General features: G+C 69.0%; 21 protein-coding genes. 11 read left to right on the plus strand and 10 right to left on the minus strand.

The window, feature by feature from the left end; genetic code table 11:
• Positions 1-3: 3 nt before the first annotated feature.
• Positions 4-1,227: a glycoside hydrolase family 3 N-terminal domain-containing protein gene (locus tag AB0P08_RS06335; RefSeq protein WP_363588845.1), complete on the plus strand. Its 1,224-nt coding sequence runs from the start codon at positions 4-6 to the stop codon at positions 1,225-1,227.
• Positions 1,228-1,230: 3 nt separating this feature from the next.
• On the opposite strand, the gene AB0P08_RS06340 is transcribed toward AB0P08_RS06335, so the two are convergent.
• From AB0P08_RS06340 to AB0P08_RS06350, 3 genes are read right to left on the minus strand one after another with little or no spacing between them, the layout of a single operon-like run.
• Positions 1,231-2,094: a 3-methyladenine DNA glycosylase gene (locus AB0P08_RS06340; protein WP_363588847.1), complete on the minus strand. Its 864-nt coding sequence runs from the start codon at positions 2,092-2,094 to the stop codon at positions 1,231-1,233.
• Position 2,095: 1 nt separating this feature from the next.
• A complete protein-coding gene (locus AB0P08_RS06345; RefSeq protein ID WP_187661683.1) occupies positions 2,096-3,121 on the minus strand; it encodes an App1 family protein phosphatidate phosphatase in 1,026 nt (341 codons plus the stop codon).
• A gap of 4 nt (positions 3,122-3,125) precedes the next feature.
• Complete coding sequence (locus AB0P08_RS06350; RefSeq protein WP_025104953.1) at positions 3,126-3,797, minus strand: DedA family protein; 672 nt, start codon at positions 3,795-3,797, stop codon at positions 3,126-3,128.
• 41 nt (positions 3,798-3,838) lie between these two features.
• Between AB0P08_RS06350 and AB0P08_RS06355 the strand changes: the two genes are divergently transcribed.
• From AB0P08_RS06355 to AB0P08_RS06365, 3 genes are all read left to right on the plus strand, one after another.
• Complete coding sequence (locus AB0P08_RS06355; RefSeq protein ID WP_363588849.1) at positions 3,839-5,161, plus strand: anthranilate synthase component I family protein; 1,323 nt, start codon at positions 3,839-3,841, stop codon at positions 5,159-5,161.
• Positions 5,162-5,206: 45 nt separating this feature from the next.
• The gene (leuS, locus tag AB0P08_RS06360; protein ID WP_363588851.1) at positions 5,207-7,771 is read left to right on the plus strand and encodes a leucine--tRNA ligase; all 2,565 of its coding nucleotides are present in this window, start codon (positions 5,207-5,209) and stop codon (positions 7,769-7,771) included.
• A gap of 169 nt (positions 7,772-7,940) precedes the next feature.
• Complete coding sequence (locus AB0P08_RS06365) at positions 7,941-8,540, plus strand: ComEA family DNA-binding protein (RefSeq protein WP_187661680.1); 600 nt, start codon at positions 7,941-7,943, stop codon at positions 8,538-8,540.
• 68 nt (positions 8,541-8,608) lie between these two features.
• On the opposite strand, the gene AB0P08_RS06370 is transcribed toward AB0P08_RS06365, so the two are convergent.
• Complete coding sequence (locus AB0P08_RS06370) at positions 8,609-9,151, minus strand: hypothetical protein (protein WP_363588852.1); 543 nt, start codon at positions 9,149-9,151, stop codon at positions 8,609-8,611.
• 257 nt (positions 9,152-9,408) lie between these two features.
• Between AB0P08_RS06370 and AB0P08_RS06375 the strand changes: the two genes are divergently transcribed.
• Together AB0P08_RS06375 and holA are read left to right on the plus strand one after the other, a co-directional pair.
• Positions 9,409-11,772 (plus strand): ComEC/Rec2 family competence protein, encoded by a 2,364-nt coding sequence (locus AB0P08_RS06375; protein ID WP_363588854.1) that lies wholly within the window; start codon positions 9,409-9,411, stop codon positions 11,770-11,772.
• Positions 11,773-11,806: 34 nt separating this feature from the next.
• Positions 11,807-12,844 carry a DNA polymerase III subunit delta gene (gene holA, locus AB0P08_RS06380; RefSeq protein WP_071329524.1) on the plus strand — a complete coding sequence of 346 codons (1,038 nt, stop codon included), beginning with the start codon at positions 11,807-11,809 and terminating at the stop codon, positions 12,842-12,844.
• Between the two features lie 62 nt (positions 12,845-12,906).
• On the opposite strand, the gene rpsT is transcribed toward holA, so the two are convergent.
• The gene (gene rpsT / locus AB0P08_RS06385) at positions 12,907-13,167 is read right to left on the minus strand and encodes a 30S ribosomal protein S20 (RefSeq protein ID WP_187661676.1); all 261 of its coding nucleotides are present in this window, start codon (positions 13,165-13,167) and stop codon (positions 12,907-12,909) included.
• 220 nt (positions 13,168-13,387) lie between these two features.
• Between rpsT and AB0P08_RS06390 the strand changes: the two genes are divergently transcribed.
• A complete protein-coding gene (locus AB0P08_RS06390) occupies positions 13,388-14,761 on the plus strand; it encodes a glycoside hydrolase family 1 protein (RefSeq protein WP_363588856.1) in 1,374 nt (457 codons plus the stop codon).
• On the plus strand, positions 14,758-15,996 hold the full coding sequence (locus AB0P08_RS06395) for an MFS transporter (protein WP_363588858.1): 1,239 nt from the start codon (positions 14,758-14,760) through the stop codon (positions 15,994-15,996). Before AB0P08_RS06390 ends, AB0P08_RS06395 begins: the two co-directional genes overlap by 4 nt.
• On the opposite strand, the gene AB0P08_RS06400 is transcribed toward AB0P08_RS06395, so the two are convergent.
• From AB0P08_RS06400 to AB0P08_RS06420, 5 genes are all read right to left on the minus strand, one after another.
• On the minus strand, positions 15,988-16,719 hold the full coding sequence (locus AB0P08_RS06400) for an alpha/beta fold hydrolase (protein ID WP_363588860.1): 732 nt from the start codon (positions 16,717-16,719) through the stop codon (positions 15,988-15,990). The two genes, AB0P08_RS06395 and AB0P08_RS06400, sit on opposite strands and share 9 nt — an antisense overlap.
• A gap of 74 nt (positions 16,720-16,793) precedes the next feature.
• Complete coding sequence (locus tag AB0P08_RS06405) at positions 16,794-18,503, minus strand: ABC transporter family substrate-binding protein (RefSeq protein ID WP_363588862.1); 1,710 nt, start codon at positions 18,501-18,503, stop codon at positions 16,794-16,796.
• 132 nt (positions 18,504-18,635) lie between these two features.
• Complete coding sequence (locus AB0P08_RS06410; RefSeq protein WP_363588864.1) at positions 18,636-20,564, minus strand: ABC transporter ATP-binding protein; 1,929 nt, start codon at positions 20,562-20,564, stop codon at positions 18,636-18,638.
• Positions 20,561-21,481 (minus strand): ABC transporter permease, encoded by a 921-nt coding sequence (locus tag AB0P08_RS06415; protein WP_363588866.1) that lies wholly within the window; start codon positions 21,479-21,481, stop codon positions 20,561-20,563. Before AB0P08_RS06415 ends, AB0P08_RS06410 begins: the two co-directional genes overlap by 4 nt.
• 2 nt (positions 21,482-21,483) lie before the next feature.
• Positions 21,484-22,467, minus strand: a complete 984-nt coding sequence (locus AB0P08_RS06420; protein WP_363588868.1) for an ABC transporter permease — start codon at positions 22,465-22,467, stop codon at positions 21,484-21,486.
• 242 nt (positions 22,468-22,709) lie between these two features.
• On the opposite strand from AB0P08_RS06420, the gene lepA reads away from it, so the two are divergent.
• From lepA to hemW, 3 genes are all read left to right on the plus strand, one after another.
• A complete protein-coding gene (gene lepA, locus AB0P08_RS06425; RefSeq protein ID WP_363588870.1) occupies positions 22,710-24,578 on the plus strand; it encodes a translation elongation factor 4 in 1,869 nt (622 codons plus the stop codon).
• A gap of 251 nt (positions 24,579-24,829) precedes the next feature.
• Positions 24,830-25,483: a DUF1990 domain-containing protein gene (locus AB0P08_RS06430; protein WP_363588872.1), complete on the plus strand. Its 654-nt coding sequence runs from the start codon at positions 24,830-24,832 to the stop codon at positions 25,481-25,483.
• Positions 25,483-26,700 carry a radical SAM family heme chaperone HemW gene (gene hemW / locus AB0P08_RS06435; protein ID WP_363588874.1) on the plus strand — a complete coding sequence of 406 codons (1,218 nt, stop codon included), beginning with the start codon at positions 25,483-25,485 and terminating at the stop codon, positions 26,698-26,700. Before AB0P08_RS06430 ends, hemW begins: the two co-directional genes overlap by 1 nt.
• Positions 26,701-26,708 lie beyond the last annotated feature (8 nt).

The raw sequence follows: 26,708 nt of genomic DNA on the forward strand, positions 1-26,708 counted from the left end.
GCGATGAACCCGGCTCGTTCGTTCGGGCGCCGCATGCGGCGGGGCCTCGGTGCCGCGACGGCCCTGACCGCGCTGATCACCGCCGTGGGCGCCGGGGCCGCCGCCTCGTCGTCGGCGGCACCGTCCAGCCCGCCGGCAGACGTGGTGACCGTGCAGGCGGCCGACGGCGACGGCCTGCGGGATCATGCCGCCGCCCTCGTCGCGGAGATGAGCACCGCGGAGCAGGCCTCGTCCATCGTGATGGGTCACATCGGCGGGACCGACCCCGCGGCGCTTCGCGCCTACATGCAGTCGGGGCTCGGCGGCTTCATCCTCATGGGTGGCAACATCCCGGAGTCCGAGTCGGAACTCCGCGCGCTGACGGCAGCGCTGACGATCGATCCCGCTCTGCCCCCGCTGATCGCGGTGGACCAGGAAGGGGGCATCGTCTCGCGGCTGCCCTGGGACACCTACCCGGCGTCGCCGACTCTGAAGAGTCGCCCGGTCGCCGAGACCGCGGCGGCCTTCGCAGCCCGTGGCGCGCTCGTGGCTCGGGCGGGGATCACGGTCGACTTCGGCACGGTGGCCGACGTCCCCGCCGACCCCGGCTCCTTCATCTTCGGGCGGGCTCTCGGCACCGATCCGCAGAGTGCCGCCGACCGCACCGCCGCCGCGACGAAGGGGCAGGAGCATGTCGTGGCTTCGACGCTCAAGCACTTCCCCGGGCACGGAGCGGCGCCGGGCGACTCGCATCACGCGATCCCGAGCACGGGGATGACGAAGGCCGCGTGGCGAGAAGCGGACGGGCTCCCGTTCGCCGCCGGCATCGAAGCCGGTGCTTCGTTGCTGATGTACGGCCATCTCGCCTACACGGCGGTGGACGCGCGGCCGGCCTCGCTGTCCGCCGAGTGGCATCGCATCGCTCGGGACGAGCTCGGCTTCGACGGGGTGTCCGTCACGGATGACCTCGGCATGCTGCTCTCCTCCGGGGACCCGGCGTATGCCGATCCGGTCGCGAACGGCGTCGCGGCGGTGGCGGCCGGCAATGATCTGGTGCTGATGATCGCGGGCTCCGATGCCCGGACGGCGGGAGAGATGGCTGCGGGAATCGCCGCGGCGGTCGATGCCGGCACTCTGCCCGCCGATCGCCTCGCGGATGCTGCGACGCGCGTGCTCGCGTTGCGCCTGCAGCTTTCTGATACGACGTCGTCGTGGAGTGTCTGCGGCGACTGCGCCCCTGCGGGTTGACCGTCAGGCCGCGGCGCGACCCTCGGGTGCGAGCCAGGCGGCGAGGAGCGAAGAGCGGAGAGCGGCACCGCGTTCCGCGAAGCCGCGCTGGCGTCGGACGTACTCCGCCTTGCCCTCCGGGGTCTCGATGCGTACCGGTTCGACGTCCCAGGTCGAGAGGTCGTAGGGGGCCGCCTGCATGTCGAGCAGCCGGATGTCGCGCGCGAGCTCGAACGTGTCCAGCAGCAGTTCGCCGGGAATCAGCGGCCCGAGCTTCATCGCCCACTTGTACAGATCCATGCCGGCGTGCAAGCAGCCGGGCTGTTCGAACAGGGGCTGGTCGTCTCTCGTCAACGCCGTGCGGTTGCGGGGCGCCGCATCCGGGGTGAAGAACCGGAAGGCGTCGAAGTGCGTGCAGCGGAGGTCGTGCGCCTCGACCACCGCATCCGTGCCCGCCTGACCGAGCCGCAGGGGGACGGCGTGCCGATGCTCCGCGGCGTTGTAGACCATCGCCCACTCGTGCAGTCCGAAGCAGCCGAACTGCCCGGGACGGGAGCCGGTGCGGCGCAGCATGAGGGCCACCAGTCGAGCGAGCTCGGGCTTCTCGGCCGCGAAGCGCTCCGCATCGGGCACGACGCCGTCGGGTGTGTTCCCGGGGACGTACCAGCGCCACGCCGCCCGTTCGGACGCATCCTGCAGTTCCACGCCCGCTCCGGGGTGCCAGCGGCGGAGCTGCGCGGGCTTGTAGCCGTAGTAGGTGAAGAGGAAGTCCCACACGGGGTGCTTCTCGCCGCGCGCGACGCGCTCCCGGTGCGCCGCCGTCAGCGCGTCGGCCCGTTGCCGATGCGCGTCCTCCCGCCGTAGCCAGTCATCACGCGTGAGGATCATGTCACTGCAGGATGCCGGCGTCGCCGAGCTGGTCGCGAAGGCCCGCGCCGTCCTCCGCGCTCACCCAGGGCGCCTCGTCCGCATCATGGGACTCCATCTCGGCACGACCGCCGGCGAGCACCGCCTCCGCGGGCAGCAGTCGACGGATCGCGACACCCGCGACGGAATCCGGGTGCTCCTCCTGGAACTGCGTGTAGATGGCCTCGTCATGCTGGCCGTCGTCGCCGATGAGCAGCCACTTCACGTCGGGGAACTCGGTGGCCAGTCGGCGCAGGTTGGTGAGCTTGTGCTCGCGCCCGCTCCGGAACCAGCGATCGTGCGTGGGACCCCAGTCGGTCAGCAGCAGCGAGCCGGCGGGGAAGAGATGCCGGCCGAGGAACCGGGAGAGTGTGGGTGCGACGTTCCAGGCGCCCGTGGAGAGGTAGATCATGGGCGCTCCGGGGTGCTGCCGGAGGAGCTGGTCGAGCAGCACGGCCATGCCCGGTACCGGGATGCGCGCGTGCTCGTCGACGACGAACGAGTTCCAGAAGGCGATGAATGGTCGAGGGAGCGCCGTGACCATGACGGTGTCGTCGACGTCGGAGACGACGCCGAACCGCGTGCTCTCCGCGACGATGAAGGCGCGGGCCTCGATGGGCTCCTGCCCTTCGACGGTGATGGTGAAGGTCTGCCAGCCGGGTTCCAGCTCGGCGCGGATGACCGAGTCGATCACGCCGCCGCGGTCGGCGACGACCTGATGAGTGCCGTCTCCGAGGTGCACGCTGACCGAGGCGAAACCCACGGGGATGCCGACGAAGCTGCGCCAGCCGCGGATGCTCGCCGGCTCGCCGTCACGGTTGTTTCGCTGCGGCGGGACGATCAGCACCCGGCCGAGCACGCGCACCCATCCGGGGCCTCCGTAGCCGGGGAAGGGCAGGACAGTGGCGTTGCGACCGCGGCGGCGCGCTCGTCCCTCGCGCCACACGTGCAGACGGTGCTCGAGTCGGGCGAACCAGTGGATCCTGGGCGCCGGGGGTGCGGGGGCCATTGCCTCAGTCTTTCACGTCGGCGTCGGACTCCGCCGCCGGGGCCTCCAGATGACGGGCTTCGAGACGGTGCAGCAGCCTCTTGCCCAGATAGGCGAGGACGAGGAACAGGGCGATGACTCCGACGAACAGGTAGCCCGCGAAGTGCACGCGGTCGACGAGCTCGCGGAAGCTCCCGGCCGCCAGGGAGGTGACGCTCACGTACGCCGAGGCCCAGATGATGCAGGCCGGGGTCGTCCAGGCCAGGAAGCGCCGGTAGGGGTACTCGCTCATGCCCACCGTGAGAGGGACGAGGGAGTGCAGGACCGGGAGGAAGCGGGAGAGGAAGATGGCGATGCCGCCGCGCCGGGCGAGGTAGTTCTCCGCGCGGACCCAGTTGTGCTCGCCGATCCGTCGCCCCAGCCAGGAGGCACGGATGTAGGGGCCCAGCCAGCGGCCGAGCCAGAACCCGATGCTCTCCCCGATCAGGGCGCCGACGACGACGGCCACCCCCATCGCGATGCCCTCCAGGGGAGTGGCGACGCCCATCGAGGCGATGATGACGATGGTGTCGCCCGGGACGATGAGGCCGATGAGGATGCTCGTCTCCAGCATGACGGCGAGACCGGCGACCAGTGTGCGCGTGACCGGATCGATCGACTGCACGGTGTCGAGGAGCCAGAGCAGGAGGTCGTCCACCCCATGAGGATACGGGAGCGGCCCGGTCCTAGGCTGGAAAGGTGCCCGACCGCCTGAGCCCCCGACCGCTGCCGTCCTGGGTGGCGCCGAAGCGTCTGTTCCCGGCGCTCGCGCAGCGGGAAGCGGACGTGTTCTGGCTCGATGCGGGCGCTGACGCCGTCGAGGGATGGAGCTTCCTCGGCACTGGCGTCGCGGAACCGCTACCCGGGGACGTACGCCTCGACACCGATCCCGTGGAAGCCGGGATGCCGCCGTTCCGCGGGGGGTGGGTGGGCTGGCGCGACTACGAGAGCGGTGCTGCTCTCGCGGGGGCGCCGGTAGCCGGGGAGGCGGAACCGGACGCTCGGACCTGGCTGCGCGTGACCAGGGCTCTTGCGTTCGACCACGGCGCGCGCCGACTGTGGCTGCTGTCCCCCGAGGGCGAGACCGACGACGAGGGGGAGCGCTGGCTGCAGTCCCTTCTGACCGCACCCCGTGCGGAGGCTCCCGTCCGTGCGGCGGAGGCCCGTCCGGTCGCGGAGGCCCGACACACCCCCGACGCGTACGAGGGGCTCATCGGCCGCTGCCGTGACCTCATCCATGCGGGCATCGCCTACCAGCTCTGCCTCACGACGCGGTTCACCGTGCCAGGCACCCACGACCCCGTCGCCGTGTACGAGCGGCTCCGGGCCGCCACACCGGCGCACCATGGCGGTTTCCTGCGCATCGGAGGACGTGCGCTCCTCAGCGCCAGCCCCGAACAGTTCCTCCACGCCAGCGGTGGGGTCATCCGCACCCGTCCCATCAAGGGGACTCGTCCTCGGGGCACCGACGCCGTGACCGATGCCGCGCTCGCCGCAGAGCTCGCCGCGGACCCGAAGGAGCGGGCCGAGAACGTCATGATCGTCGATCTCATGCGCAACGACCTCTCCCGGGTCTGCGTTCCGGGGTCGATCCGCGTCGAAGGCCTCTGGGAAGTCGAGAGCTATCCGGCCGTGCATCAACTCGTGAGCACGGTCAGCGGCACGGCCGCGGAGGGGATCACCGTCGGAGTGCTGCTGGAGGCGGCGTTCCCCGCCGGGAGCATGACCGGGGCCCCGAAGCTGTCGGCCATGACGCAGCTGCACGATCTCGAGGGCGCTCCTCGCGACATCTACGCCGGCTGCTTCGGCTACATCGGCGTGGACGGGGCTCTCGATCTCGCGATGGTCATCCGCAGCATCGTGGTTGAGGCGGATGGGGCGTTCGTCGGCGCGGGCGGGGGGATCACCTGGGGTTCGGTGCCGGCGGCCGAGGTGCGTGAGGTCGCCACCAAGGCCAGGGCCCCCCTCGCGGCGCTGGGCGCGGAAATGCCCGCGACCTGGCGTTCCGATATCCTGAACTGATCCCTTTTTTCCTTCAGATTGGTCGTGCGTTCGTTGTCCGAGAACATGTCCACCGCTCCCGTCGACGAGGAGTTCTCCTCGCCGCACGCCATCCAGGCCAAGTGGCAGAAGTACTGGGCGGAGCACGAGACGTTCCTCACGGGCGGCGACGAGGACACCCGGCCGCGGCGCTACGTGCTGGCCATGTTCCCGTACCCCTCCGGTGACCTGCACATGGGGCACGCGGAGAACTACCTCTACTCCGACATCGTCGCCCGCTTCTGGCGTCACCGCGGTCACAACGTCCTGAACCCGATCGGATGGGACTCCTTCGGTCTGCCGGCGGAGAACGCCGCGATCCGTCAGGGTGCCGATCCGCGCGAATGGACGTACCAGAACATCGCGCAGCAGAAGGTCGGCTTCCAGCAGTACGGTGTCTCGTTCGACTGGAGCCGGGTGCTGCACACCTCCGACCCGGAGTACTACCGCTGGAACCAGTGGCTGTTCCTGAAGATGTATGAGCGCGGCCTGGCCTACCGCAAGAAGAGCCCGGTGAACTGGTGCCCCAACGACCAGACCGTGCTGGCGAACGAGCAGGTCGTCGATGGGCGCTGCGAGCGCTGCGGCTACGAGGTCGTCAAGAAGAAGCTCACCCAGTGGTACTTCCGCATCACCGACTACGCGGACCGCCTGCTCGACGACCTGAACCAGCTCGAGGGATTCTGGCCGCACAAGGTGCTGCAGATGCAGCGCAACTGGATCGGCCGCTCCGTCGGCGCCGACGTCGACTTCCGCATCGAGGGGCGTGAGGAGCCGGTGACGGTGTTCTCGACACGCCCCGACACCCTGCACGGTGCGACGTTCTTCGTCGTGGCCCCGGATGGCGACCTGGCCGCGGAGCTCGCCGCCGACGCCGAGCCGGAGGTGCGCGAGCGCTTCCAGGCGTACCTGGCCGAGGTGCAGAAGACCACCGACATCGACCGTCAGTCCACCGACCGCCCCAAGACGGGCGTGTTCCTGGGCCGCTACGCCATCAACCCGGTCAACGGCGAGAAGCTCCCGATCTGGGCCGCCGACTACGTGCTGGCCGACTACGGGCACGGCGCCGTCATGGCGGTCCCGGCGCACGACCAGCGTGACCTCGACTTCGCACGCGCGTTCGACCTGCCGGTGAAGGTCGTCGTCGACACCACCGCTCCGGTGACCGGTGCCATGCCGGTCATCGAGGTGGACGAGGACGGCGTCCCGATCGATGCGGATGCCGCGCTCGACGAGCAGAACCCGGCGAAGACCGGTGTCGCGCTCACCGGCGAGGGGCGCATGATCAACTCCGGTCCGCTGAACGGACTGTCGAAGCGCAACGCGATCGCGCGCGCCATCGAGCAGCTGGAGGCCACGGGGACGGGTCGGGCGGCGAAGAACTACCGCCTGCGTGACTGGCTGATCTCGCGTCAGCGCTTCTGGGGGACGCCGATCCCGATGCTGCACGCCGAAGACGGCCGGATCATCCCCGTGCCAGAGGACCGACTGCCCGTGAAGCTGCCGAGCGTGGAGGGCCTCGACCTCAAGCCGAAGGGCACCTCGCCGCTGGGCGGCGCGGAGAGCTGGGTGCGCACGACCGATCCCGAGACCGGTGACCCGGTGCTGCGCGACCCCGACACGATGGACACCTTCGTCGACAGCTCCTGGTACTTCCTGCGGTTCCTGTCCCCGAACAGCGACACGCAGGCGTTCGACCCGGCCCAGGCGGCACGTTGGGCACCGGTGGACTCGTACATCGGCGGCGTCGAGCACGCGATCCTGCATCTGCTGTACGCCCGCTTCATCACGAAGGTCCTCTTCGACATGGGGCTGATCGACTTCACCGAGCCCTTCTCCAACCTGATCAACCAGGGCATGGTCCTGCTCGACGGGCAGAAGATGTCGAAGAGCAAGGGCAACCTGGTGCTGTTCCAGGAGGAGCTCGACGCCCACGGCGCCGACGCCCTGCGCGTCGGGCTGGCCTTCGCCGGTCCGGTGGAGGACGACAAGGACTGGGCCGACGTCTCGATGACCGGTGCGCAGAAGTTCCTGTCGCGCGCCCTGCGTGTCGCCCACGAGGTCGCCAGCCCGGTCGACGTGGTCTTCGACGGCGGCGACGCGGGGCTGCGCCGCGCGACGCACAAGCTGCTCGCCGAAGCGCCCGCGCTGGTCGAGCAGACGAAGTTCAACGTGCTCGTCGCCCGCCTGATGGAACTGGTCAACGTGACCCGCAAGACGATCGACGGCGCTGCCGGTGCTGCCGACCCCGCCGTCCGTGAGGCGGCGGAGACCATCGCCGTCATGCTCGACCTCATCGCCCCGCACACAGCGGAGGAGATGTGGGAGATCCTCGGGCACGAGCCGTCCGTCGGACTCGTGTCGTGGCGCTCCGCCGATCCGGCGCTCCTCGTCGAGGACACCGTCACCGCGGTCGTGCAGATCGGCGGCAAGGTGCGCGCGCAGCTCGAGGTGCCGGCACGCATCGGCGAGGCCGAGCTCGAGGCGCTGGCACGAGCCGATGAGCGCGTCATCCGGTCGATCGGTGATCGCGAGATCGTCAAGGTCGTCGTGCGGGCCCCGAAGATCGTCAGCATCGTCGTCAAGGGCTGAGTCCTCGGCGTGCTCCGCGGTTCCGCCTACCCCGGCGCGAAGGGATGATGCCCGGATCACGTCGCGACCGGGAACGGCCGTCCTCCACGACGGGTCCCATCTGAGCGTCTCTCCACGGTCGCTGTGTCCGGGCCCTGGACGCGGTGGGCGCGACGCATAGGGTGACCGGATGACCTCGTCGCCGCCTCCACCTCCTCCGCCCCGTCGGAGGCTCCGCCTCGGGCTCGGCGCGGCGGTCGTGCTGGCGATCATCGCGCTTTCCACGGCCGTCGGCCTCGGGCTGTTGCAGGGCCGACCGTCGTCCGTCGAGGCCGTTCCGCTCGCGGAGAGCTCGGCGTCGGTCGAGTCCGCGCCCGCGGAGATCTACGTGCATGTGCTCGGGGCGGTCGAGCGCCCGGGTCTATACGTGTTGCGAACCGACTCCCGGGTCGTCGATGCTCTCGCGGCCGCTGGAGGGTCGACGGATGCCGCCGACCTCGCGGGGGTCAACCTCGCCCGACGGGTCGAGGACGGGGAGCAGATCCTCGTGCCGGTCGTGGGTGCCGTCGCCGACCCCTCGGCCGGGCCTCCCGGTGATGGCGCCGTCGACCTGAACACCGCGGATGAGGCAGCTCTGGAAGAGCTTCCGGGAATCGGGCCGGCGCTTGCGGAGCGCATCGTCGCGTGGCGCGAGGAGAATGGTCGGTTCCGCACGGTGGACGACCTCCTGGCGGTACCGGGGATCGGGGAGAAGGTCTTGGAGGGGCTGCGCGACGGGGTACGCGTGTGACGAGCGTCACGCCTCGGGCGCCGCTGCCATGGTCTCGGAGTGCGCAGGGGCGAGAGAGGAGCGTCGTGCTACGACTGCTTGCCAGCGTCCGGTCCGTGCGCAGCCTCGAAGGCACGCACCTTGCGGCGGTAGTCGAACCAGAGCTTCACGCCGTACGACGCCAGTGCCAGCGGTAGGAGGAAGGCGATCCAGTTGACAACGTCGGCGACGTCATGGACGCCTACGCCCCGGAGTGCCGGGACTGCGCCCCAGCCGATCATCATGAAGAGAGCGGTCAGACGCAAGCGTCCGAGAGCGAGGCGCTGCTGGATCAGGGACGGTGCGGGGTCAGGCGCAGCCATCCACTTCCGCGGACCGCTGCCCGCATCGGAGAGTTCCCGTCTCCGCCGCTTTTGATCTCGAATCACGGGGATGAACACACCGAGGCCGAACGTGAGTCCTAGGAAGACGGTGGGGATCCATCGTCCGGTGAGGTCGGCGACAAGAAATGCTGCGCCGATTGTCATTGCGAGCCACCCCACTGCGAAGAGCGTGATCAGCCATCCCCGACGGCTGAGCCTGCGCTCGGCCACAGCGAGTTCGTCCGGAGAATCCCCCAGAGATTCAGTCATGCGCGAAGCATAGCGGTGTCGTCGAGAGCCCCACGCTACGCCCGTCTGCCGCAGTCAGGTTGATGGAACGGTCGCGCCCGACGCCGACTGTCTCTCCGCCCTCGGAGAAGTGCTCCTCCACGTCCTGACCTCGAGAGGTGTTGTCCTCCGCTCGTGCAGCGGCGGTCGCGGTGGGGGGAGTGGGCACCGGCGCGACTCTAGGGTGATCGGATGCATGAGCCGCAGCGATCGTCCGCGGGGTCCGAGCGGGGATCGGCGTGACCCGTGATCTGCGCCTCCTGCCGGTGGCGGTCGGCGCGTGGGGTGTGGCCTTGATCTGCGTTTTCGTGCCGGGAACGGCGGGGTGGCTGGCGGGTGGATGCCTGGCATCCGCGGTGATCATCGGCGCCGTGCTCGCGCTCCGCCCTCCGGCAACCGCGACGTGGAGCGGCCTGATGATCGTGGTCCTCGCGGCGGGGGCCGCCGTGGCATTCACCGTGCTCGTACAGTCTGCGGACCGTGACGACGTGCAGGAGTGGCACGGCAGGGTCGTCGAAGCGGTGGGGCAGGTGTCGTCATCGGCGTCCGTGGGGCGGGACGGGCGCCTGTGGATGGACGTGCAGCTGAGCGGCATCGGTGCGCCGGGTGCCGTAGGGGCGGCGGGCGGACCGGTGCGTATCGGGATCGAGGAGGCTGAGGGGTTCGTCCTCGGTGCGGTCGTGCGCGTGACCGGCGAGAGTATGGCGACGGATCCGGGGGAGCGGGCGGGGCTCGTCGTCTTCGTCACCGCGGGAACCGTGGAGCGAGCGGCGCCGGGCGTCTTCGGAATCGCTGCCGACCTGCGACGGTCGTTCGTCGAGCGCGCCACCCGACTCCCGGAGCCCGGTGCGGGGCTCCTTCCGGGGCTGGCCGTGGGCGACACCACCGCCGTGCCCGCCGCGGACGACGCCGACATGCGTACCAGCGGCCTCAGCCACCTCACCGCCGTATCCGGGGCGAACTGCGCGATCGTCGTCGCTGCGGTCTTCGGGATCGTCGCGTTGTGCGGAGGGGCGCGGGCGGTGCGGGTCGTTCTCGCCGTCGTGGCGCTGGCCGCCTTCGTGGTGCTCGTGACGCCGGAGCCGAGCGTCATCCGGGCCGCCACGATGGCCGCGGCGGGCATGCTGTCGATCCTCGTCGGGCGGCCGAGCGCAGGTGCCGGAATCCTGGCCCTGTGCGTGACCGCCCTCCTCGTGGCCGACCCCTGGCTCGCATCGACACCGGGATTCGCGCTGTCCGCGGTGGCCTCCGGGGCCCTCATCCTCCTCGCCCCGGCGCTGGCGAACGGGATCGCGCGCTGGCTGCCCCGTCCGCTCGCCCTCGCGATCGCGGTGCCTCTAGCGGCGCAGCTCGCGTGCGCGCCCGTGATCGCGCTGTTCGCGGAGCAGCAGTCGCTCGTCTCGGTCGTCGCGAACCTCCTCGCCGAGCCGGCCGCGCCGCTCGCGACGGTGATCGGGCTCCTCGCCTGTCTCGCTGCCCCTGTCCCCGTCGTCGCGGATCTGCTCGCCGCGTCCGCCTGGTTGCCGTCGGCGTGGATCGCGACGGTCGCGCGGGTCACCGCCGGACTCCCGGGTGCTCAGGTGCTCCTCCCTGCCGGCCTCGGCAGCGCTGCGGTGGTCACGCTGGTGAGCGTCGCGATCGCCGTCGTGTGTTGCCGCGGAGGGCCGCGCGTCCGGGAAGTCGCGCGAACCGACGTCGTGACGGCGTCGGTTCGCGCGGGACGGGCCTGGACGCCCGGCGCTGTGCTCCCCGCCGCTCGACGCGTGGCGGCCGGCGTTCTCATCGTCGTCGCGTCCGTTGGCGCCTCCCGTGCGTTGATCGACGGTCCGCTCGCCTCGCTCGTGACGCCCCACGGGTGGGCGATCGCTGCGTGCGACGTGGGCCAGGGCGATGCGGTCCTGGTGCGTTCGCAGGACGCCGTGGCCCTCATCGACACGGGACCGGACCCGACGGCGCTCGACGCCTGTCTGCGCTCGCTGAGCATCGAGCACATCGACCTCCTCGTGCTCACACATTTCGACGCGGACCACATCGGAGGCGCGACGGCGCTCGAAGGCAAAGTGGGTACGGTGCTGCATGGACCACCTGCCGATGCCGCCGATGCGCGTGCGCTCGACGGCCTGGCCCGAGCGGGCGCAGCCCTCCGGCCGGTCGACGCCGGGGACCGGGGCGCGCTGGGCGGAGCGGCATGGCGGGTGCTCTGGCCGTTGCCGCACAGTGCCGCCTTCCCGCCAGGGAACGACGCGAGCGTCGTGACGGAGTTCGTCGGGGGAGGAGTGCCCCGTGCGCTCTTCCTGGGTGATCTCTCCGCTGCCCCGCAGCGCGCGCTGCTCCGGAGCACGCCGCTGACGGGATACGACGTGGTGAAGGTCGCCCACCACGGCAGCGCCGACCAGGAACCCGCCCTCTACGACGCTGTGCAGCCGAGGGTCGCGCTCATCGCGGTCGGCGCCGACAATGACTACGGGCACCCGCGTCGGGAGACCCTGGATCTCCTGTCGGCTCTCGGGACGCAGGTCTACCGCACCGATCGCGACGGCCGCACCCTGCTCGCCGTCGAGGACGATGTCCTCCGCGTCTGGACCGACGTCGCGCCGCCCTGAGTCGGGTGTCCTACACCGCCGGTAGGCTGGTCCCATGGCAGCCTCCCGTCCTCCCTCCCGCGGCGGCGCGAAGGCCACGAAGATCCCGCAGGTGTCGTGGCGGGAGCCGCACCCTGCGCCGCTGGTGCTCGTCTCGGGCCCGGAGGAGGTCTGCGCCGAGCGCGCGATCGCCGGGGTGCGCGACTACCTCCGTGCCGAGGACCCGGCACTCGAGGTCAGTGACGTCCGTGCCGACGACTACGCTCCCGGCACACTGCTCTCCCTCACCTCACCGTCCCTGTTCGGTGAGCCGCGACTGGTCCGCGTGTCCGGCGTGGAGAAGTGCTCCGACGCCTTCCTTCAGGAGGCCATCGGGTACCTGGAGAACCCGCAGGAGGGTGCGACGGTCGTGCTCCGGCACACGGGCGCCAGTGTCCGTGGGAAGAAGCTCCTCGACGCCCTGCGTGCGGGGACCGGCGGTGGGATCGAGATCGCCTGCCCCGCCATCAAGCGCGACGGCGACCGGGTCGACTTCGCGGCGGGGGAGTTCAAGGCGGCCAAGAAACGCATCGCTCCGCCGGCACTCCGCGCGCTCGTCTCGGCATTCGCCGACGACCTCACCGAGCTCGCCGCTGCATGTCAGCAGCTCATCGGCGATGTCGACGGTGACATCACCGAAGAGGTCGTCACCAAGTACTACGGCGGGCGGGTCGAGGTGTCGGCGTTCGTCGTCGCCGACACGGCCATCGCCGGCCGATACGGTGAGGCTCTCGTGGCGCTTCGGCATGCCCTGTCCTCCGGTGCGGACCCGGTGCCGATGGTCGCCGCGTTCGCGATGAAGCTGCGCACGATGGCGCGCGTCGCCGGCAATCGTGAACCCAGCAGGCAGCTCGCCCAGCGCCTCGGGATGAAGGACTGGCAGGTCGACCGCGCGCGTCGCGACCTGGCGGGCTGGAACGAGCGATCCCTCGGGATGGCGATCCAGGCCACCGCGCGCGCCGACGCCGAGGTCAAGGGTGCGGCGCGTGACCCCATCTTCGCGCTCGAGCGGATGGTGACGGTCATCGCCACCCGTGAGCCATTCGGGGGATAAGCCCCTGCGCGAAAGCAGAAAGCCCGCCTCGCGAGGAGACGGGCTTTCCGGAAGTCAGAAGCTCAGAGAGCGGAGACCTGCTTGGCGATCGCCGACTTGCGGTTCGACGCCTGGTTCTTGTGCAGGACACCCTTGCTGACGGCCTTGTCGAGCTTGACCGAGGCCTTCTTCAGGTTCTTCTCGGCGGCGGCCTTGTCGCCGGCGGCGACGGCCGCGCGGGTCTGGCGGACGAGAGTCTTCAGCTCGCTCTTCACGGCCTTGTTGCGCTCGTGAGCCTTCTCGTTGGTCTTGTTGCGCTTGATCTGCGACTTGATGTTTGCCACGTGTGGACGCTTTCTGTACAGGAGTTATTCGGAGTGCCGGCAGCAGAAGAGGGCTGCTGCACGGCGGTCGTGAGGGAAGAACCCACACGCAAGCCAAGAGTCGAGTCTACCAGTACCGGGTGGGATCGTGCGAAACGACATCGCCCAGGCGAGACGCCGTCGCGCGGAAGGCGGGACCGGGTGCAGAATCATCCACAACGACGACGACGTCAGGAGCCCGATGACCCCCCTCAGCACCGACCCGACCGCGCGTGCGCGGCTGCGCTGGTCCGCCGCCACCTCGTCCGTCCAGATCGAGGGTTCCCGTCGTGCCGACGGTGCGGGACGGTCGATCTGGGACGACGAGATCGCCAAGCCCGGACGCATCCGGGACGGCTCGACCGCGGAACCGGCGTGCGACAGCTATCGCCGTGTGGCGGATGACGTCGCCCTGGCAGCCGGACTCGGGCTCGATCGCTACCGGTTCTCGATCCCGTGGGCGCGCGTGCAGCCGGACGGTCACGGACCCGGGAACGTCCCAGCGCTGGACCACTACGCCCGCGTCGTCGATGGTCTGCTGGCGGCCGGTATCACCCCGTTCCCGACCCTCTATCACTGGGAGCTGCCGAGCGCGGTCGAGGCCGACGGTGGCTGGCTCGCCCGCGACACCGCCGAGCGCTTCGGCGAGTACGCCGCCCTCGTCGCCGCCCGTCTCGGTGACCGGGTGTCCTCGTGGTACACGCTGAACGAGCCCGCCATGACGACGCTGCAGGGCTACGCGGTCGGGGCACTCGCGCCGGGGAGACAGCTCCTCTTCGGTGCGCTTCCGACCGTGCACCACCAGCTGCTCGCCCATTCCCGAGCCGCCGAGGCGCTGCATGCCCGAGGCGCGGCGAGCGTCGGTCTCGTCAACAACCACACCTGGGTCCTGCCGCTGCGGGACACCGAGAAGGATCGCACCGCTGCCGCGGTGTACGACCTCCTGCACAACCGGTTGTTCAGCGAGCCTCTGCTGTCCGGGACGACACCGGACCTGGAGGCACTCGGACTCCCGCCGCTGCCCATCCTCGGCGACGACCTCGCCCGCATCGCGGGATCGATCGACTTCTACGGGGTGAACTTCTACAACCCGACGACCGTCACCGCCGGTGCTCCGGATGCCGACATCCCGTTCGAGATCGTGCCCACGCCCGGAGTCCCCGTCACCGGGTTCGGACCGGAGTGGCCGATCATGCCGTCCGCCTTGCGCGACCTCCTCATCGATCTGCACCGACGACACCCGGACATGCCACCGATCATCATCGGGGAGAACGGAGCGTCCTTCCCCGAACCCGACTTCGCCGGTGCCGTCGAGGATGCCGACCGGATCGCCTACCTCTCCGCGCACATCGACGCGGTGGGCGAGGCCCTCGATGCCGGCGTCCCGGTCGAGGAGTACACGGTCTGGTCCCTGCTCGACAACTGGGAATGGACGGACGGCTACACTCAGCGGTTCGGTCTCGTGCACGTGGACTTCTCGTCGGGGGAGCGCACGCCGAAGGCTTCCTACGGGTGGTACCGCGACCTCGTCGCCGGCGCTCGTGAGGCCAGGGACGCCGCGGCGGCACGGGCATGACCGGTACTCCGGGCCTCATCGCCCGCCGCGCCGGTCTTCGCTGGATGTCGCTGTTCACGCTCGCCTGGCTCGCCATCTGGACCGTCCAGCTCACCCCGGTCCAGCTCCTTCTCCCGCTGCAGCTCGACACTCCGGAGGACGACTGGATCCGCGGCGTCGTCTCCTCCGGGATCGTGCTCGGAGTGGGTGGTCTCGCCGGCGTCGTCGCCGGGCCGCTCGCCGGGGCGCTCTCGGATCGAGCCCGCGCCGGCGCGCACCGGCGGCGGCCATGGGCTCTGGGAGGGGTCGCGCTCACGGCCGTCTGTCTCGTCCTCACCGGGTTCGCCGAGGGCCCATGGGCAGTCGGCGCCGGCTGGGTCGGCGTCTCGATCGGCGTCGCCGTCTCCTCCGCCGCGTTCACCGCGCTCATCGCCGACCAGCTCCCGACGACGCAGCGTGGTGCCGCGTCCGCCGCGGTCGGGTCGAGCCAGGCGGTCGGGATCGTGCTGGGGGTCGGGCTCGTCGTGCTGCTGGGCCTCGACATCGTCGCCGGGTATCTGCTCCTCGCCGGCATCATCGCGGTGGTCGGCGTCGCGGCGGCGCTGCTGCTGCCGGACCCGCCGAGCACGGAGGCGCTGCGTCCTCAGCGCATCGGGCGGCCCCGCCTGGCGTCGCTCCGCGACCGCGACTTCGCCTGGATGCTCTCCGGACGACTCGTCACCAACATCGGCAACGCCCTCGGCACGGCGCTGTTCCTCTTCTTCCTCCTCCACGGCCTCGGACAGGAGAGCACGACCGCACAGGACAACCTCCTCCTGCTGATCGTCGTCTACACGGTCTTCGTGGTGCTCGCCTCCGTGATCACCGGAATCGTCTCCGACCGCACCGGGGAGCGGCGCCGGCTCGCCGTGGGGGCCACGGTCGTGCAGGCGGCGTCGGGTGTGGTGATCGTGGCCGCACCGACCTTCGAGATGACGATGGTGGCCGCCGCGCTCATGGGCGTCGGCTACGGCGCCTTCTCTACGGTGGGCCTCGCGTTCGCCGCCGATCTGCTCCCGGATGAGCAGGATCACGCGCGCGATCTCGGAATCGTGAACGTGACCGCCGCCCTCGGACAGCTCATCGGGCCCGTGCTCGGCGCAGGACTCGTCGCCCTGGCCGGCGGGTTCTGGCTCGTCTTCCTGGCGGCGGCCATCCTGTCGCTCGTCGGGGGAGCGCTCACCGCTGCCGCGCGGCCGCGGGTGTCCTCAGCGTGACGCCGCGCGCTCCTCGATCGTCGCGATCGCGAGGGCGAGGACGGCGTTGAACACCCGCGGACGCATGGCGGTGAGCAGGTGCGTGGTCCGCGGCACGACGATGAGCTCCGCCTGCGGGGCCAGGCGCCGGAACAGGGGCTCGTTCAGCCGGAGCTGATCGTACTGGCCGTTCACGAACCACAGGGGTACCCGGATCCGGGGGACCGCGGCGGCGACGTCCAGGGCGGCGAGGCTGCGGAGCGTCTGGTCCTGGATGTCCAGCGCATATCCTCCGGCGGAGAAGTCGCCGCGGTTGTCCTCGGGGATCGTCGCGGCGAGCATCCGCTGCGTCAGCCACATGCCGCGGTCCGGCAGGGAGTCGACGGCCCGGGCGAACAGCCGATAGGCACGCAGCCCGGGGCCGCGGGGGAGCGACGTGCACGCGGCGGCGACGAGTCCGTCGACAGGGGGAGGCTCGGCCCCGCCGGTGTACGCGAGGGAGAGCAGCCCGCCCATCGAGTGGCCGACCAGCAGGACGGGGCCCTTCTCCGCGGCGGCGCGGACGGCCGCGTCGATCGTGTGCAGCGCCTCGTGAAGGGTGAAGTCCTCGTTCATCCGGCTGCCGTGGCCGGGGAGGTCGACGGCGGTGACGGGGTGCCCGTGCGCCTCCAGGTACTCGACCTGCGACCGCCACATGGTGGCCGACGTGCGGATGCCGTGCACGAGGACGGTCTGGACGGTCACGCCTCCAGCATAAGGAAGCGGGGCCGGTGGATGGACCACCGACCCCGCTTCGACACGAGATGTGTCAGAGGATGTTACTTCTCCCAGCCGACGTTCTCGACCGGCGTGATGCCGAACAGGTCGAGACCCACGTAGGGCTCCGGGGTCAGGTTAGCCAGACCCTCCTGAACCGTGTAGATCTGCGGGCCGTTGTACAGCGGCATGAGGCCCCAGCGCTTGTAGATCTCGGGCTCGAGCTCCATAGCGGCCTTGGTCTGCGCCTCGGGGTCGCTCTGGGACTCGACCTTCTCCTTGATCTCAGCGTCGAGCTCTTCGTCACCGACACCCGACAGGTTCAGACCGGAGTCCGAGCAGTAGAGCTGGCAGAACCAGGCGGCACCGAACGGGTCAGAGGAGGTGAAGCGAAGTCCCGAGACATCCCAGTTCTTCGAGGTGTAGTCGTCGGAGAACTGGCTGGCCGGACGCACATCGACCTTGACGTCGATGCCGATCTCCTTCTCCTGGGCCTGCAGCGACTGCGCGAGCGCCTTGGCGGTAGCGGTGTCGTTCCAGATCGGGTAGACGACGGACAGCTTGACGCCGTCCTTCTCGCGGATGCCGTCGGAGCCTTCGGTCCAACCGGCCTCGTCCAGAAGCTTCTTCGCGCCCTCGACGTCGAACTCCCAGCCGGCGGCCTTCATCGAGTCGGTGTAGCCCGGCTGGAAGGAGAACAGGGTCAGCGAGCCGGCCGGGTCCTCTTCGTAGCCCAGGCCGTTCCAGGCGATCTGCTTCTGCTGATCGATGTTGATCGCCTTGAAGAACGCCTCGCGGACCTTGACGTCCTCGAACTGCGGCTTCGTCGAGTCGACCTGCAGGATGGTGTTAGCGGTCTGCTGCGCACGGTAGACCACCGCACCATCGACGTCCTTGACCTGGTCGATGAGCTCCTGAGAGCCCGTCTCGACCATGTCGACCTCGCCGTTCTTGAAGGCGTTCACACCGGCCTGGCCGTCCATGCCCGTCATCGTGACCTTGTCGAGCAGGGGAGCGTCGCCCCACCACTCGGGGTTCGGCTTGAAGGAGATGTAACCCTTGTTCGCGTCGAACTCGTCGACGGTGTACGGGCCAGCTCCCCACTCCGGGTGCGGGTTGTCGATCATCGCCTCGTTGAAGACGGCCGGGTCGGCGAGCGCCGGGTGGATCACGCCGCCGTTGAACGGCATCTGCGGCCAGGCGAACTCACTCTTGAAGGTGACGATGGCCGTCTTCGGGGTGTCGCCCTGCTCGACGGATTCGATCTCCTTGTAGCCGTCGGTCGCGTTCGGGTTGAAGCCCTCGTCGTAGGAGCGGTTGGCCTTCCAGGTGGCATCGATGGCGGTCCAGTCCATGTCGGTGCCGTCGTTCCAGTGGGCCTCGTCGGTGAACGTGAACGTCAGGACGGTCTTGCCATCCTTGACCTCGTTCTTCCACTCCGACAGGTAGTTGTCGTTCTTGTACTGCGTGCCGTCCGGCTCCATCAGGATGAGCTGCGGCGTGTACCACGCGGCGATGCGGGCGGTGTCCGCGCTGCCGTCACTGTTGAACGCGTTGAGCTGGTCCGGGACCTCGCGGATGGCGAAGTTGACCTCGCCACCTTCCTTCAGGTTCTCGCGCGGCTGGGGGTTGTAGTTCGCCATCTCGACCTCGGCAGCTTCGCCGTTGTCGCCACTGTTGCCACTGCCGCCGTTACCGGCAGCGCACCCGCTGATCGCGAGTGCGAGAACGCCGGTGAATGCCAGCGCCCCCATCAGCTTGTACTGCTTCATGGTGCTCCTTTCGCCTTACGGCGTGTCATAAAGGGAAGAATAGTTCGAGCCTCATACCGGTACGGCGCCATGCGGTGAATAGTGCCTAACCGTTATCGGACGGTGATCACCATCGCCGGCGCTCCGCCGGGGTCAGACCGTTGCCGGCTTCGTGCTCATCGTCTCGGGATCGAACACGACCCGCTGCCGGGTGCGCTCGATGTCCGGGTCCGGGACGGGGATCGCCGAGAGCAGAGCCTTGGTGTACGGGTGCTGCGGGTTGTCGAACACCTCATCCACATCGCCGTGCTCGACGAAGTCGCCGAGGTACATCACGGCGACGCGATCGGCGATGTGACGCACTACCGACAGGTCGTGAGCGACGAAGAGGTACGACAGGCCAAGCTTGACCTTCAGCTCGTCGAGCAGGTTGATGACACCGGCCTGGATCGACACGTCGAGTGCGGAGACCGGTTCATCGAGCACGACGATCTTCGGGTTCGTCGACAGGGCCCGGGCGATGCCGATGCGCTGTCGCTGACCGCCCGAGAACGCTTGCGGGAAGCGATCGCGGTGCGCCGGGTTGAGGCCGACGAGATCCATGAGTTCGCCGACGCGTCGGTGCACCTCTGCGCTGGGCGTGCCGATCGCGAGAAGCGGCTCTGCGATGATGTCGGCGACGGTCAGACGAGGATCCAGAGCGCCCATGGGGTCCTGGAACACGATCTGGATGTCGCGGCGCAGGGCACGCTCGACCTTGCGGCTGCGGATGTCGTTGACACTGGTGCCGGCGATGACGATGTCGCCGTCGGTCTGCTTGATCATGTCCATGATCTGCAGCAGCGTCGTCGTCTTGCCGGAGCCCGATTCGCCGACGATGGCCATCGTCTCGCCCTCGCGCACATCGAAGCTGATGCCCTTGATCGCGTGGACCTCACCGACCTTGCGCTTGAGGAACGCGCCCTTCAGGAGTGGGAACGTCTTGGTGAGATTTTTCACCTCGAGCGTGACCGGCCGCTCCTCGCGGGGGAGGCGGGTGAGGTCGCTCTCGGGGACCTCGCGCACGGGATACACGGGAAGGCCGCCGAGCATGCCGCCGTCCTCGATCTCGTCCGCCCGGATGCACGCCGCACGGTGTTCAGCCGCACCTCCCGTATGCACGGGGAGAAGCGCGGGCTCCTTCGCTCGGCAGGCGTCGATGACGATGGGGCAACGGTCCGCGAACGGGCAGGCATCGGGCAGGTCGATGAGCAGCGGCGGATTGCCCTTGATCGGCGTCAGCGGCTCCTTCTCGGCCTTGTCCACACGGGGGATGGCGCCGAGGAGTCCGATCGAGTAGGGCATCCGCGTCTTGTGGAACAGCTCCCTGACCGGGGCCTGCTCCACGGGCTTGCCCGCGTACATGACCATGACGTCGTCGGCCGTGCGAGCCACGACGCCCATGTCATGCGTGATCATCATCACGGCCGCGCCCGTCTCATCCTGCGCCTTCTCGATGAGGTCGAGGATCTGTGCCTGGATGGTCACGTCGAGGGCCGTGGTCGGCTCGTCGGCGATGATCAGCTTCGGGTTGTTCGCCATCGCGATGGCGATGACGACGCGCTGACGCATGCCGCCGGAGAACTCGTGCGGGAAGGCCTTCATGCGCTTTTCAGGCTCGGGGATCCCGACGAGTTTGAGCAGGTCGATGGCCCGGGCGTTGGCTTCTCTGGCGCTCAGGTTGCGGTGCACGGTCAGCGCCTCGATCAGTTGCGTGCCGATGGTGTAGACGGGGGTCAGCGACGTCAGTGGATCCTGGAAGATCATCGACAAGCCGTTGCCGCGGATCGTCGAGAGCTGTCCGTCCGTCTTTCCGATCAGTTCCTGGCCGTCGAACACGATGGAACCAGAAACCTTGGCGTTCTCGTCGAGCAGACCCATCACCGCGAGCGAGGTGACCGACTTGCCCGATCCGGACTCTCCGACGATGCCGAGGGTCTTGCCGGCCTCGAGGTCGAAGGAGACTCCACGCACGGCGTGCACACGGCCCGCCTCAGAGGCGAAGCTGACGTTGAGGTCGCGGACGGAGAGGATAGGGCTCATGCGCGGCCTCCAGCAGCCGAGGTGGGATCGAGGGCGTCCCGCAAACCGTCGGCGATGAGAGCCATCGACACGGTGAGCAGTGTGAGGACGAGGGCAGGGAAGTAGAACAGCCACGGCGAACTCGTGATGGACGTGCTGCCCTCGCCGATCAGCGAGCCGAGGGAGACGTCAGGGATCTTGACGCCGAAGCCGATGAACGACAGCCCGGTCTCGGTCGTCACGGCCGCGACGATGCCCAGGGTGAAGTTGATCACGAGCAGGGAGCCGATGTTCGGAACCAGGTGCCGCAGGACGATGCGTCCGCCGCGGACGCCCATGTAGCGGGCTGCCTGCACGTACTCGCGTTCGCGGAGCGACAGGGCCATCGTCCAGATGATGCGTGCCGGGAAGAACCATCCGACGAAGATCATCACCAGAGCGATGACCCACCAGACACCGCCGGAGTCGTTCGAGACGACCGACAGGATGAGGAACGTCGGGACGACCATCATGAAGTGGATCACCAGGAGCGCGATGCGCTCGAACCAGCCGCCGAAGTACGCGGCCGCGGTGCCGACAAGCGCCGAGAGGATGGTGGTGCCGAGCGATACGGTGATGGCGATCATGAGGGACCGCTGCAGGCCGATCGCGGTCTGCGTGTACGTGTCGTTGCCCGCGCCGTTGGTCCCGAACCAGTGGTCAGCCGACGGCGGCGAGCTCAACGCCAGGAAGTCCATGTCATTCACCGCGTAGCGCGACAGCAGCGGTCCGAGCGTCGCGAACAGGATCAGGACGAACAGCACGACGATGCCACCGACAGCGGGCTTGTTGCGCAGGAACCGACGCGTGTACAGCGTCCACTTGGAGAGCGACTTGTCGGCGGGCTGTGGGGGGCCGACGGGCGGCTCGACGAGGGGATCGATCATTTCCGTGGTCATTTTCAGCTCACCCTCACTCGCGGGTCGAGGATGACCACGATGATGTCCGCCAGGACGGCGCCGATCGCGGTCAGAACGGCGCCGAAGGCGGCGACCGCCACGACACCGTTGATGTCGTTCTGATTGATGGTGTCGAGGAAGTAGCGGCCCATGCCCTGCCAGGCGAAGATCGTCTCGGTCAGAATCGCGCCGGTGAAGATCGTCGGGATCGTGAAGGCGACCTGGGTGGCGACGGGGATGAGAGACGTGCGCAGCGCGTGCTTCCGGATCGCCTTGGCCTTCGTGAGTCCCTTGGCACGCGCCGTGCGGACGTAATCAGCGTTGATGTTGTCGAGCAGCAGAGAGCGCTGGAGGAAGTGGTACTGCGCATACCCCACGAGAACAAGGGCGATCGTCGGCAGGGTGACGTGCTGCAGGGCATCGACGATCGTGGGGAAGAAGCCGGTCACCCCGGGACTGGAGGAGCCGGTGACGTAGAAGATGCGCACGCCGGTCGCCTCGTTGAGGGCGATGGCGAGGAGCACCACGGCGAGACCGGCGACGATGATGTTGATGTTCATCGTGATGATCGAGGTCGCCTGGCCGATGCGGTCGGCGAGCTTGTACTGACGAGAAGCGGTGTACACGCCCAGCCACACTCCGAGCACGGCGGCGATGATCGTGGCGCCGAGAACGAGCTCGGCGCTCACCCACATCCGGTACGCGACCTGCTCGTTCACCGACTGGCCCGTCGGGCTCACGCCCCAGTCCCATCGCAGCAGAATCCCCGAGAACCAGTTCCACCACCGTTCGATCAGCGGGACGGTGTCGCTGAGGTTACGGGGTATGAGGACGTTGTCGATCTGCTCGGGGCTGAGCGGAGGGCGACGACCCACATAGTTGCTGCGCGGATCGAGGAAGCCCCACGCGAGGAAGTAGGTGAGGTTCGTCGCGACCACGATCATGAGCAGCCAGCCGAGGGCACGGCGCGCGAGGTACTTGATCAAGGGGGATTTGTCTTTCTCTTCTCCAGACGCGCTCGGGGTCTGCCGACGCAACGCTGAGCCGGGCGGATGATCGGGTGTCATCCGCCGTTCCGCGCGACGCGACAGCCCTCACGGAGTCTGTGACGGAGTCGTATCGCTTACGGGATCCGGTGTCACGGATTGATCCCGGGCAACTTCGGGAGACTATCACCGATACGCCCGAATGGGGATTATGAGAGCCCTCACCGTACAATCGACGGGACATGTCCCCACGCGCTCTCACCCCTCTTCAGCCTGCCGCGACGCCGGCTGCGCAGATCCGCAATTTCTGCATCATCGCCCACATCGACCACGGCAAGTCGACCCTGGCCGACCGCATGCTCCAGATCACCGGCGTGGTCGCGGAGCGGGACATGCGTGCCCAGTACCTCGACCGCATGGACATCGAGCGTGAGCGCGGCATCACGATCAAGAGCCAGGCGGTGCGGATGCCCTGGGCGCTCGCCCAGGCGCAGGGGGCCGACGAGGTCTTCGCGCTCAATATGATCGACACACCGGGTCACGTGGACTTCACGTATGAGGTGTCCCGGTCGCTGGCCGCGTGCGAGGGCGCCATCCTCCTCGTCGACGCCGCGCAGGGCATCGAGGCCCAGACGCTGGCCAACCTCTACCTCGCGCTGGAGAACGACCTCCACATCATCCCCGTCCTCAACAAGATCGACCTCCCGGCCGCCGATCCCGAGAAGTACGCGAAGGAGCTCGCCTCGCTCATCGGCGGCAAGCCCGAGGATGTGCTGCGGGTCTCCGGGAAGACCGGTATGGGCGTGGAGGAGCTGCTCGATCGGATCGTCGAGGAGATTCCGGCGCCCGTGGGCGACGCGGAGGCCCCGGCCCGCGCGATGATCTTCGACTCCGTCTACGACGCATACCGCGGCGTCGTCACCTACGTGCGGATGGTCGACGGCAGCCTCTCGCCCCGCGAGCGCATCCAGATGATGTCCACGGGCGCGAACCACGAGGCTCTCGAGGTCGGCGTGTCGAGCCCGGAGCCCACTCCCACCAAGGGTCTCGGCGTCGGCGAGGTGGGCTACCTCATCACCGGCGTGAAGGACGTGCGTCAGTCGAAGGTCGGCGACACGATCACGAACGCCCGCAAGCCCGCGGCGGAAGCTCTTCCCGGCTACACGGACCCCAAGCCGATGGTCTTCTCGGGTATCTACCCGATCGACGGCAGCGACTACGCGGAACTGCGCGAGGCGCTCGACAAGCTGAAGCTCTCCGATGCCTCGCTGCAGTACGAGCCGGAGACCTCTGTGGCTCTCGGGTTCGGATTCCGCTGCGGCTTCCTCGGCCTGCTGCACCTGGAGATCGTGACCGAGCGCCTCGCGCGGGAGTTCGGCCTCGACCTCATCACCACCGCGCCGAGCGTGATCTACGAGGTGCTCACGAGCGACACCGGCGAGACCGTCACCGTCACGAACCCGAGCGAGTACCCCGATGGGCGCATCGGCTCGGTGTCGGAGCCCATGGTCAAGGCAGCCATCCTGTTGCCCAAGGACTACGTCGGCACCGTCATGGAGCTGTGCCAGTCGCGTCGTGGCACGTTGCTCGGCATGGAGTACTTCTCCGAGGAGCGCGTCGAGCTGCGCTACAACATGCCGCTCGGCGAGATCGTGTTCGACTTCTTCGACCAGCTCAAGTCCAAGACGCAGGGCTACGCCTCCCTGGATTACGAGCCCTCGGGGCAGCAGGAGGCCGACCTCGTCAAGGTCGACATCCTGCTCCAGGGCGAGAAGGTCGACGCGTTCAGCTCGATCGTGCACCGTGACAAGGCGTACGCCTACGGCACGATGATGGCGGAGCGGCTGCGCAAGCTCATCCCTCGCCAGCAGTTCGAGGTGCCGATCCAGGCCGCGATCGGTGCCCGCATCATCGCTCGCGAGACGATCCGCGCGATCCGCAAGGACGTGCTCGCGAAGTGCTACGGCGGTGACATCACCCGTAAGCGCAAACTCCTCGAGAAGCAGAAGGAGGGGAAGAAGCGCATGAAGATGGTGGGACGCGTCGAGGTCCCCCAGGAGGCGTTCATCGCCGCTCTCTCCGGCGACGTCGAGACCAAGGACAAGAAGTAGCTTCGGTTCTTCCGGGCTGCCCGCGCGGGGTCGCTGAGCCTGTCGAAGCGCGCGGTTCTCAGGGGCGGTCCACGCTAGGTCGCTGAGCTTGTCGAAGCGCACTGTACGAGGTCGACAACGACGGAAGGTCCTTCGACACGCTCAGGGATCCAGCCCTTCGACAGGCTCAGGGACCCAGCATCATCCGGGGGATGTGACGGCGTGCGGCGCGGGGGGTGTTCGCTCAGGGAACCCGAAGTAGGCTGGAACTCATGCGGCGCGGGACTTTCCGAGACGACACGGTGGACTATGCGGCCGTGGGTGCGACCCACGCCCCCGATCTGATGCAGTACCCGCCGGAGCGCAGCATCCCGGCGGAGGAATCCTGGCGCATCGGCAGCGGTGAGGAGCGTTTCCAGACGGCCGGCGAGGCCCTGCTGTCGTGGACCGCGCAGCGCGCCGCCGGGCTCTCCGTGGAAGACGTCCGTCCTGCTCCCGGTCCGGCGTACGCGGGCGTGAGCTTCGACGCTGAGGGCAACCCGGTCGCACCGAGCAAGCGCGACGTGGAGCCGCGGTACGACGCGGAGGGGATGCCCTTCGTGGGCGCGGGCATGACGCTCCACCTGCGCGGCCGTGTCGGTGGCATGCGCGCCGATTCGGAGCTGCGCGTGATCTCCGTCACCGAGGAGACCCGCCGGATCGGCTTCGTGCTGGGCACGGTGGGCGGATCCGTGGTCCGCGGCGAGGAGTCGTTCGATGTGGACTGGCGTGAGGACAACGACGAGGTGTGGTTCACCGTCCGCGCCTTCGACGCCCCGAACACGCTGCTCTATCGCCTCGTCCCCGCCCTCATGAAGCGCCGCCGTCGCGAGCTCTTCGCGCGCTACCTCCGCGCGATCTCCCCGCTCTACGCGACCCCGGTGTGATGGCGGGACCGCTTCCGCTCGGGGATCCCGCGCCGCCGGACGGACGACTCCCTGCCGACCTCCCGATCTCCGCGGAGACGCCGTTCTCCGCCTACCTCCACATCCCGTTCTGCCGGGTGCGCTGCGGCTACTGCGACTTCAACACGTACACGTCCAGCGAGCTCCGCGGGGCGAAGCAGGAGGACTACGCGTCCACCCTCATCGGCGAGATCGCCCTCGCCCGCACCGTGCTGGAGGACGCCGGAGCGCTGCGGCCGATGGACACGGTGTTCTTCGGTGGCGGCACACCCACGCTGCTGCCGGCAGGCGATCTGGCGCGGATGCTGGGAGCGGCCACCGCGGCGTTCGGGCTCGCTCCGGGTGCCGAGGTGACGGTCGAGGCCAATCCCGACACGGTGACGCCGGAGGTCGCGCGCATCCTCGCAGAGGCGGGGGTCACGAGACTCTCCGTCGGCATGCAGTCGGCCGTCCCGCACGTGCTCGCCGCGCTCGATCGGACGCATCGGCCCGAGAACGTGCGCACCGCGGTCGCCGCCGCGAAGGACGCGGGCCTCGCCGTCAGCGTCGACCTCATCTACGGCGCGCCGGGGGAATCGCTCGCGGATTGGGAAGCATCCCTGGACGCCGCGCTCGCCCTGGAGCCCGACCACATCTCCGCGTACGCGCTCATCATCGAAGACGGCACGAAGCTCGCGCGGCAGATCCGTCGTGGCGAGGTGCCGACACCGGACGACGACCTGCAGGCGGACATGTACGAGATGGCGGACGAGCGCCTCGCCGCCGCCGGGTTCGAGTGGTACGAGGTCAGCAACTGGGCCCGCAGCGAAGGGCAGCGGTCGCGGCACAACCTCGCATACTGGCGGGGGAGCGACTGGTGGGGCTTCGGCCCCGGGGCGCACAGCCACGTGGCCGGGCTCCGGTGGTGGAACGTCAAGCACCCGGCGGCCTACGCACAGCGGCTGGCCGCCTCATCCTCGCCGGCGGCAGGTCGCGAACGTCCCGACCAGGAGGCGCAGACGCTCGAGCGCATCCTCCTCCTCAGCCGCATCCGCGAAGGGATCGCGGTGACGGACGTCCCGGAGCGGAACAGGGACCGCGTCGCCGGGCTCATCGCCGACGGCCTGATCGATGCGCCGGCGGCGATCCGCGGTCGCGTGCAGCTCACGCTGCGCGGTCGCCTCCTCGCCGACGCGGTGGTGCGTGAGCTGACCGACTGAGCGACGCC

It is taken from the genome of Microbacterium meiriae, from assembly GCF_040686935.1.
GTDB lineage: Bacteria > Actinomycetota > Actinomycetes > Actinomycetales > Microbacteriaceae > Microbacterium > Microbacterium meiriae.

Coding starts and splice junctions, on each gene's coding strand:
- AB0P08_RS06335 (WP_363588845.1), top strand. CDS start 4: ATGAACCCGGCTCGTTCGTTCGGGCGCCGCATGCGGCGGGGCCTCGGT.
- AB0P08_RS06340 (WP_363588847.1), bottom strand. CDS start 2,094: ATGATCCTCACGCGTGATGACTGGCTACGGCGGGAGGACGCGCATCGG.
- AB0P08_RS06345 (WP_187661683.1), bottom strand. CDS start 3,121: ATGGCCCCCGCACCCCCGGCGCCCAGGATCCACTGGTTCGCCCGACTC.
- leuS (WP_363588851.1), top strand. CDS start 5,207: ATGTCCACCGCTCCCGTCGACGAGGAGTTCTCCTCGCCGCACGCCATC.
- AB0P08_RS06365 (WP_187661680.1), top strand. CDS start 7,941: ATGACCTCGTCGCCGCCTCCACCTCCTCCGCCCCGTCGGAGGCTCCGC.
- AB0P08_RS06370 (WP_363588852.1), bottom strand. CDS start 9,151: ATGACTGAATCTCTGGGGGATTCTCCGGACGAACTCGCTGTGGCCGAG.
- holA (WP_071329524.1), top strand. CDS start 11,807: ATGGCAGCCTCCCGTCCTCCCTCCCGCGGCGGCGCGAAGGCCACGAAG.
- AB0P08_RS06390 (WP_363588856.1), top strand. CDS start 13,388: ATGACCCCCCTCAGCACCGACCCGACCGCGCGTGCGCGGCTGCGCTGG.
- AB0P08_RS06395 (WP_363588858.1), top strand. CDS start 14,758: ATGACCGGTACTCCGGGCCTCATCGCCCGCCGCGCCGGTCTTCGCTGG.
- AB0P08_RS06405 (WP_363588862.1), bottom strand. CDS start 18,503: ATGAAGCAGTACAAGCTGATGGGGGCGCTGGCATTCACCGGCGTTCTC.
- AB0P08_RS06410 (WP_363588864.1), bottom strand. CDS start 20,564: ATGAGCCCTATCCTCTCCGTCCGCGACCTCAACGTCAGCTTCGCCTCT.
- AB0P08_RS06415 (WP_363588866.1), bottom strand. CDS start 21,481: ATGACCACGGAAATGATCGATCCCCTCGTCGAGCCGCCCGTCGGCCCC.
- lepA (WP_363588870.1), top strand. CDS start 22,710: ATGTCCCCACGCGCTCTCACCCCTCTTCAGCCTGCCGCGACGCCGGCT.
- AB0P08_RS06430 (WP_363588872.1), top strand. CDS start 24,830: ATGCGGCGCGGGACTTTCCGAGACGACACGGTGGACTATGCGGCCGTG.
- hemW (WP_363588874.1), top strand. CDS start 25,483: ATGGCGGGACCGCTTCCGCTCGGGGATCCCGCGCCGCCGGACGGACGA.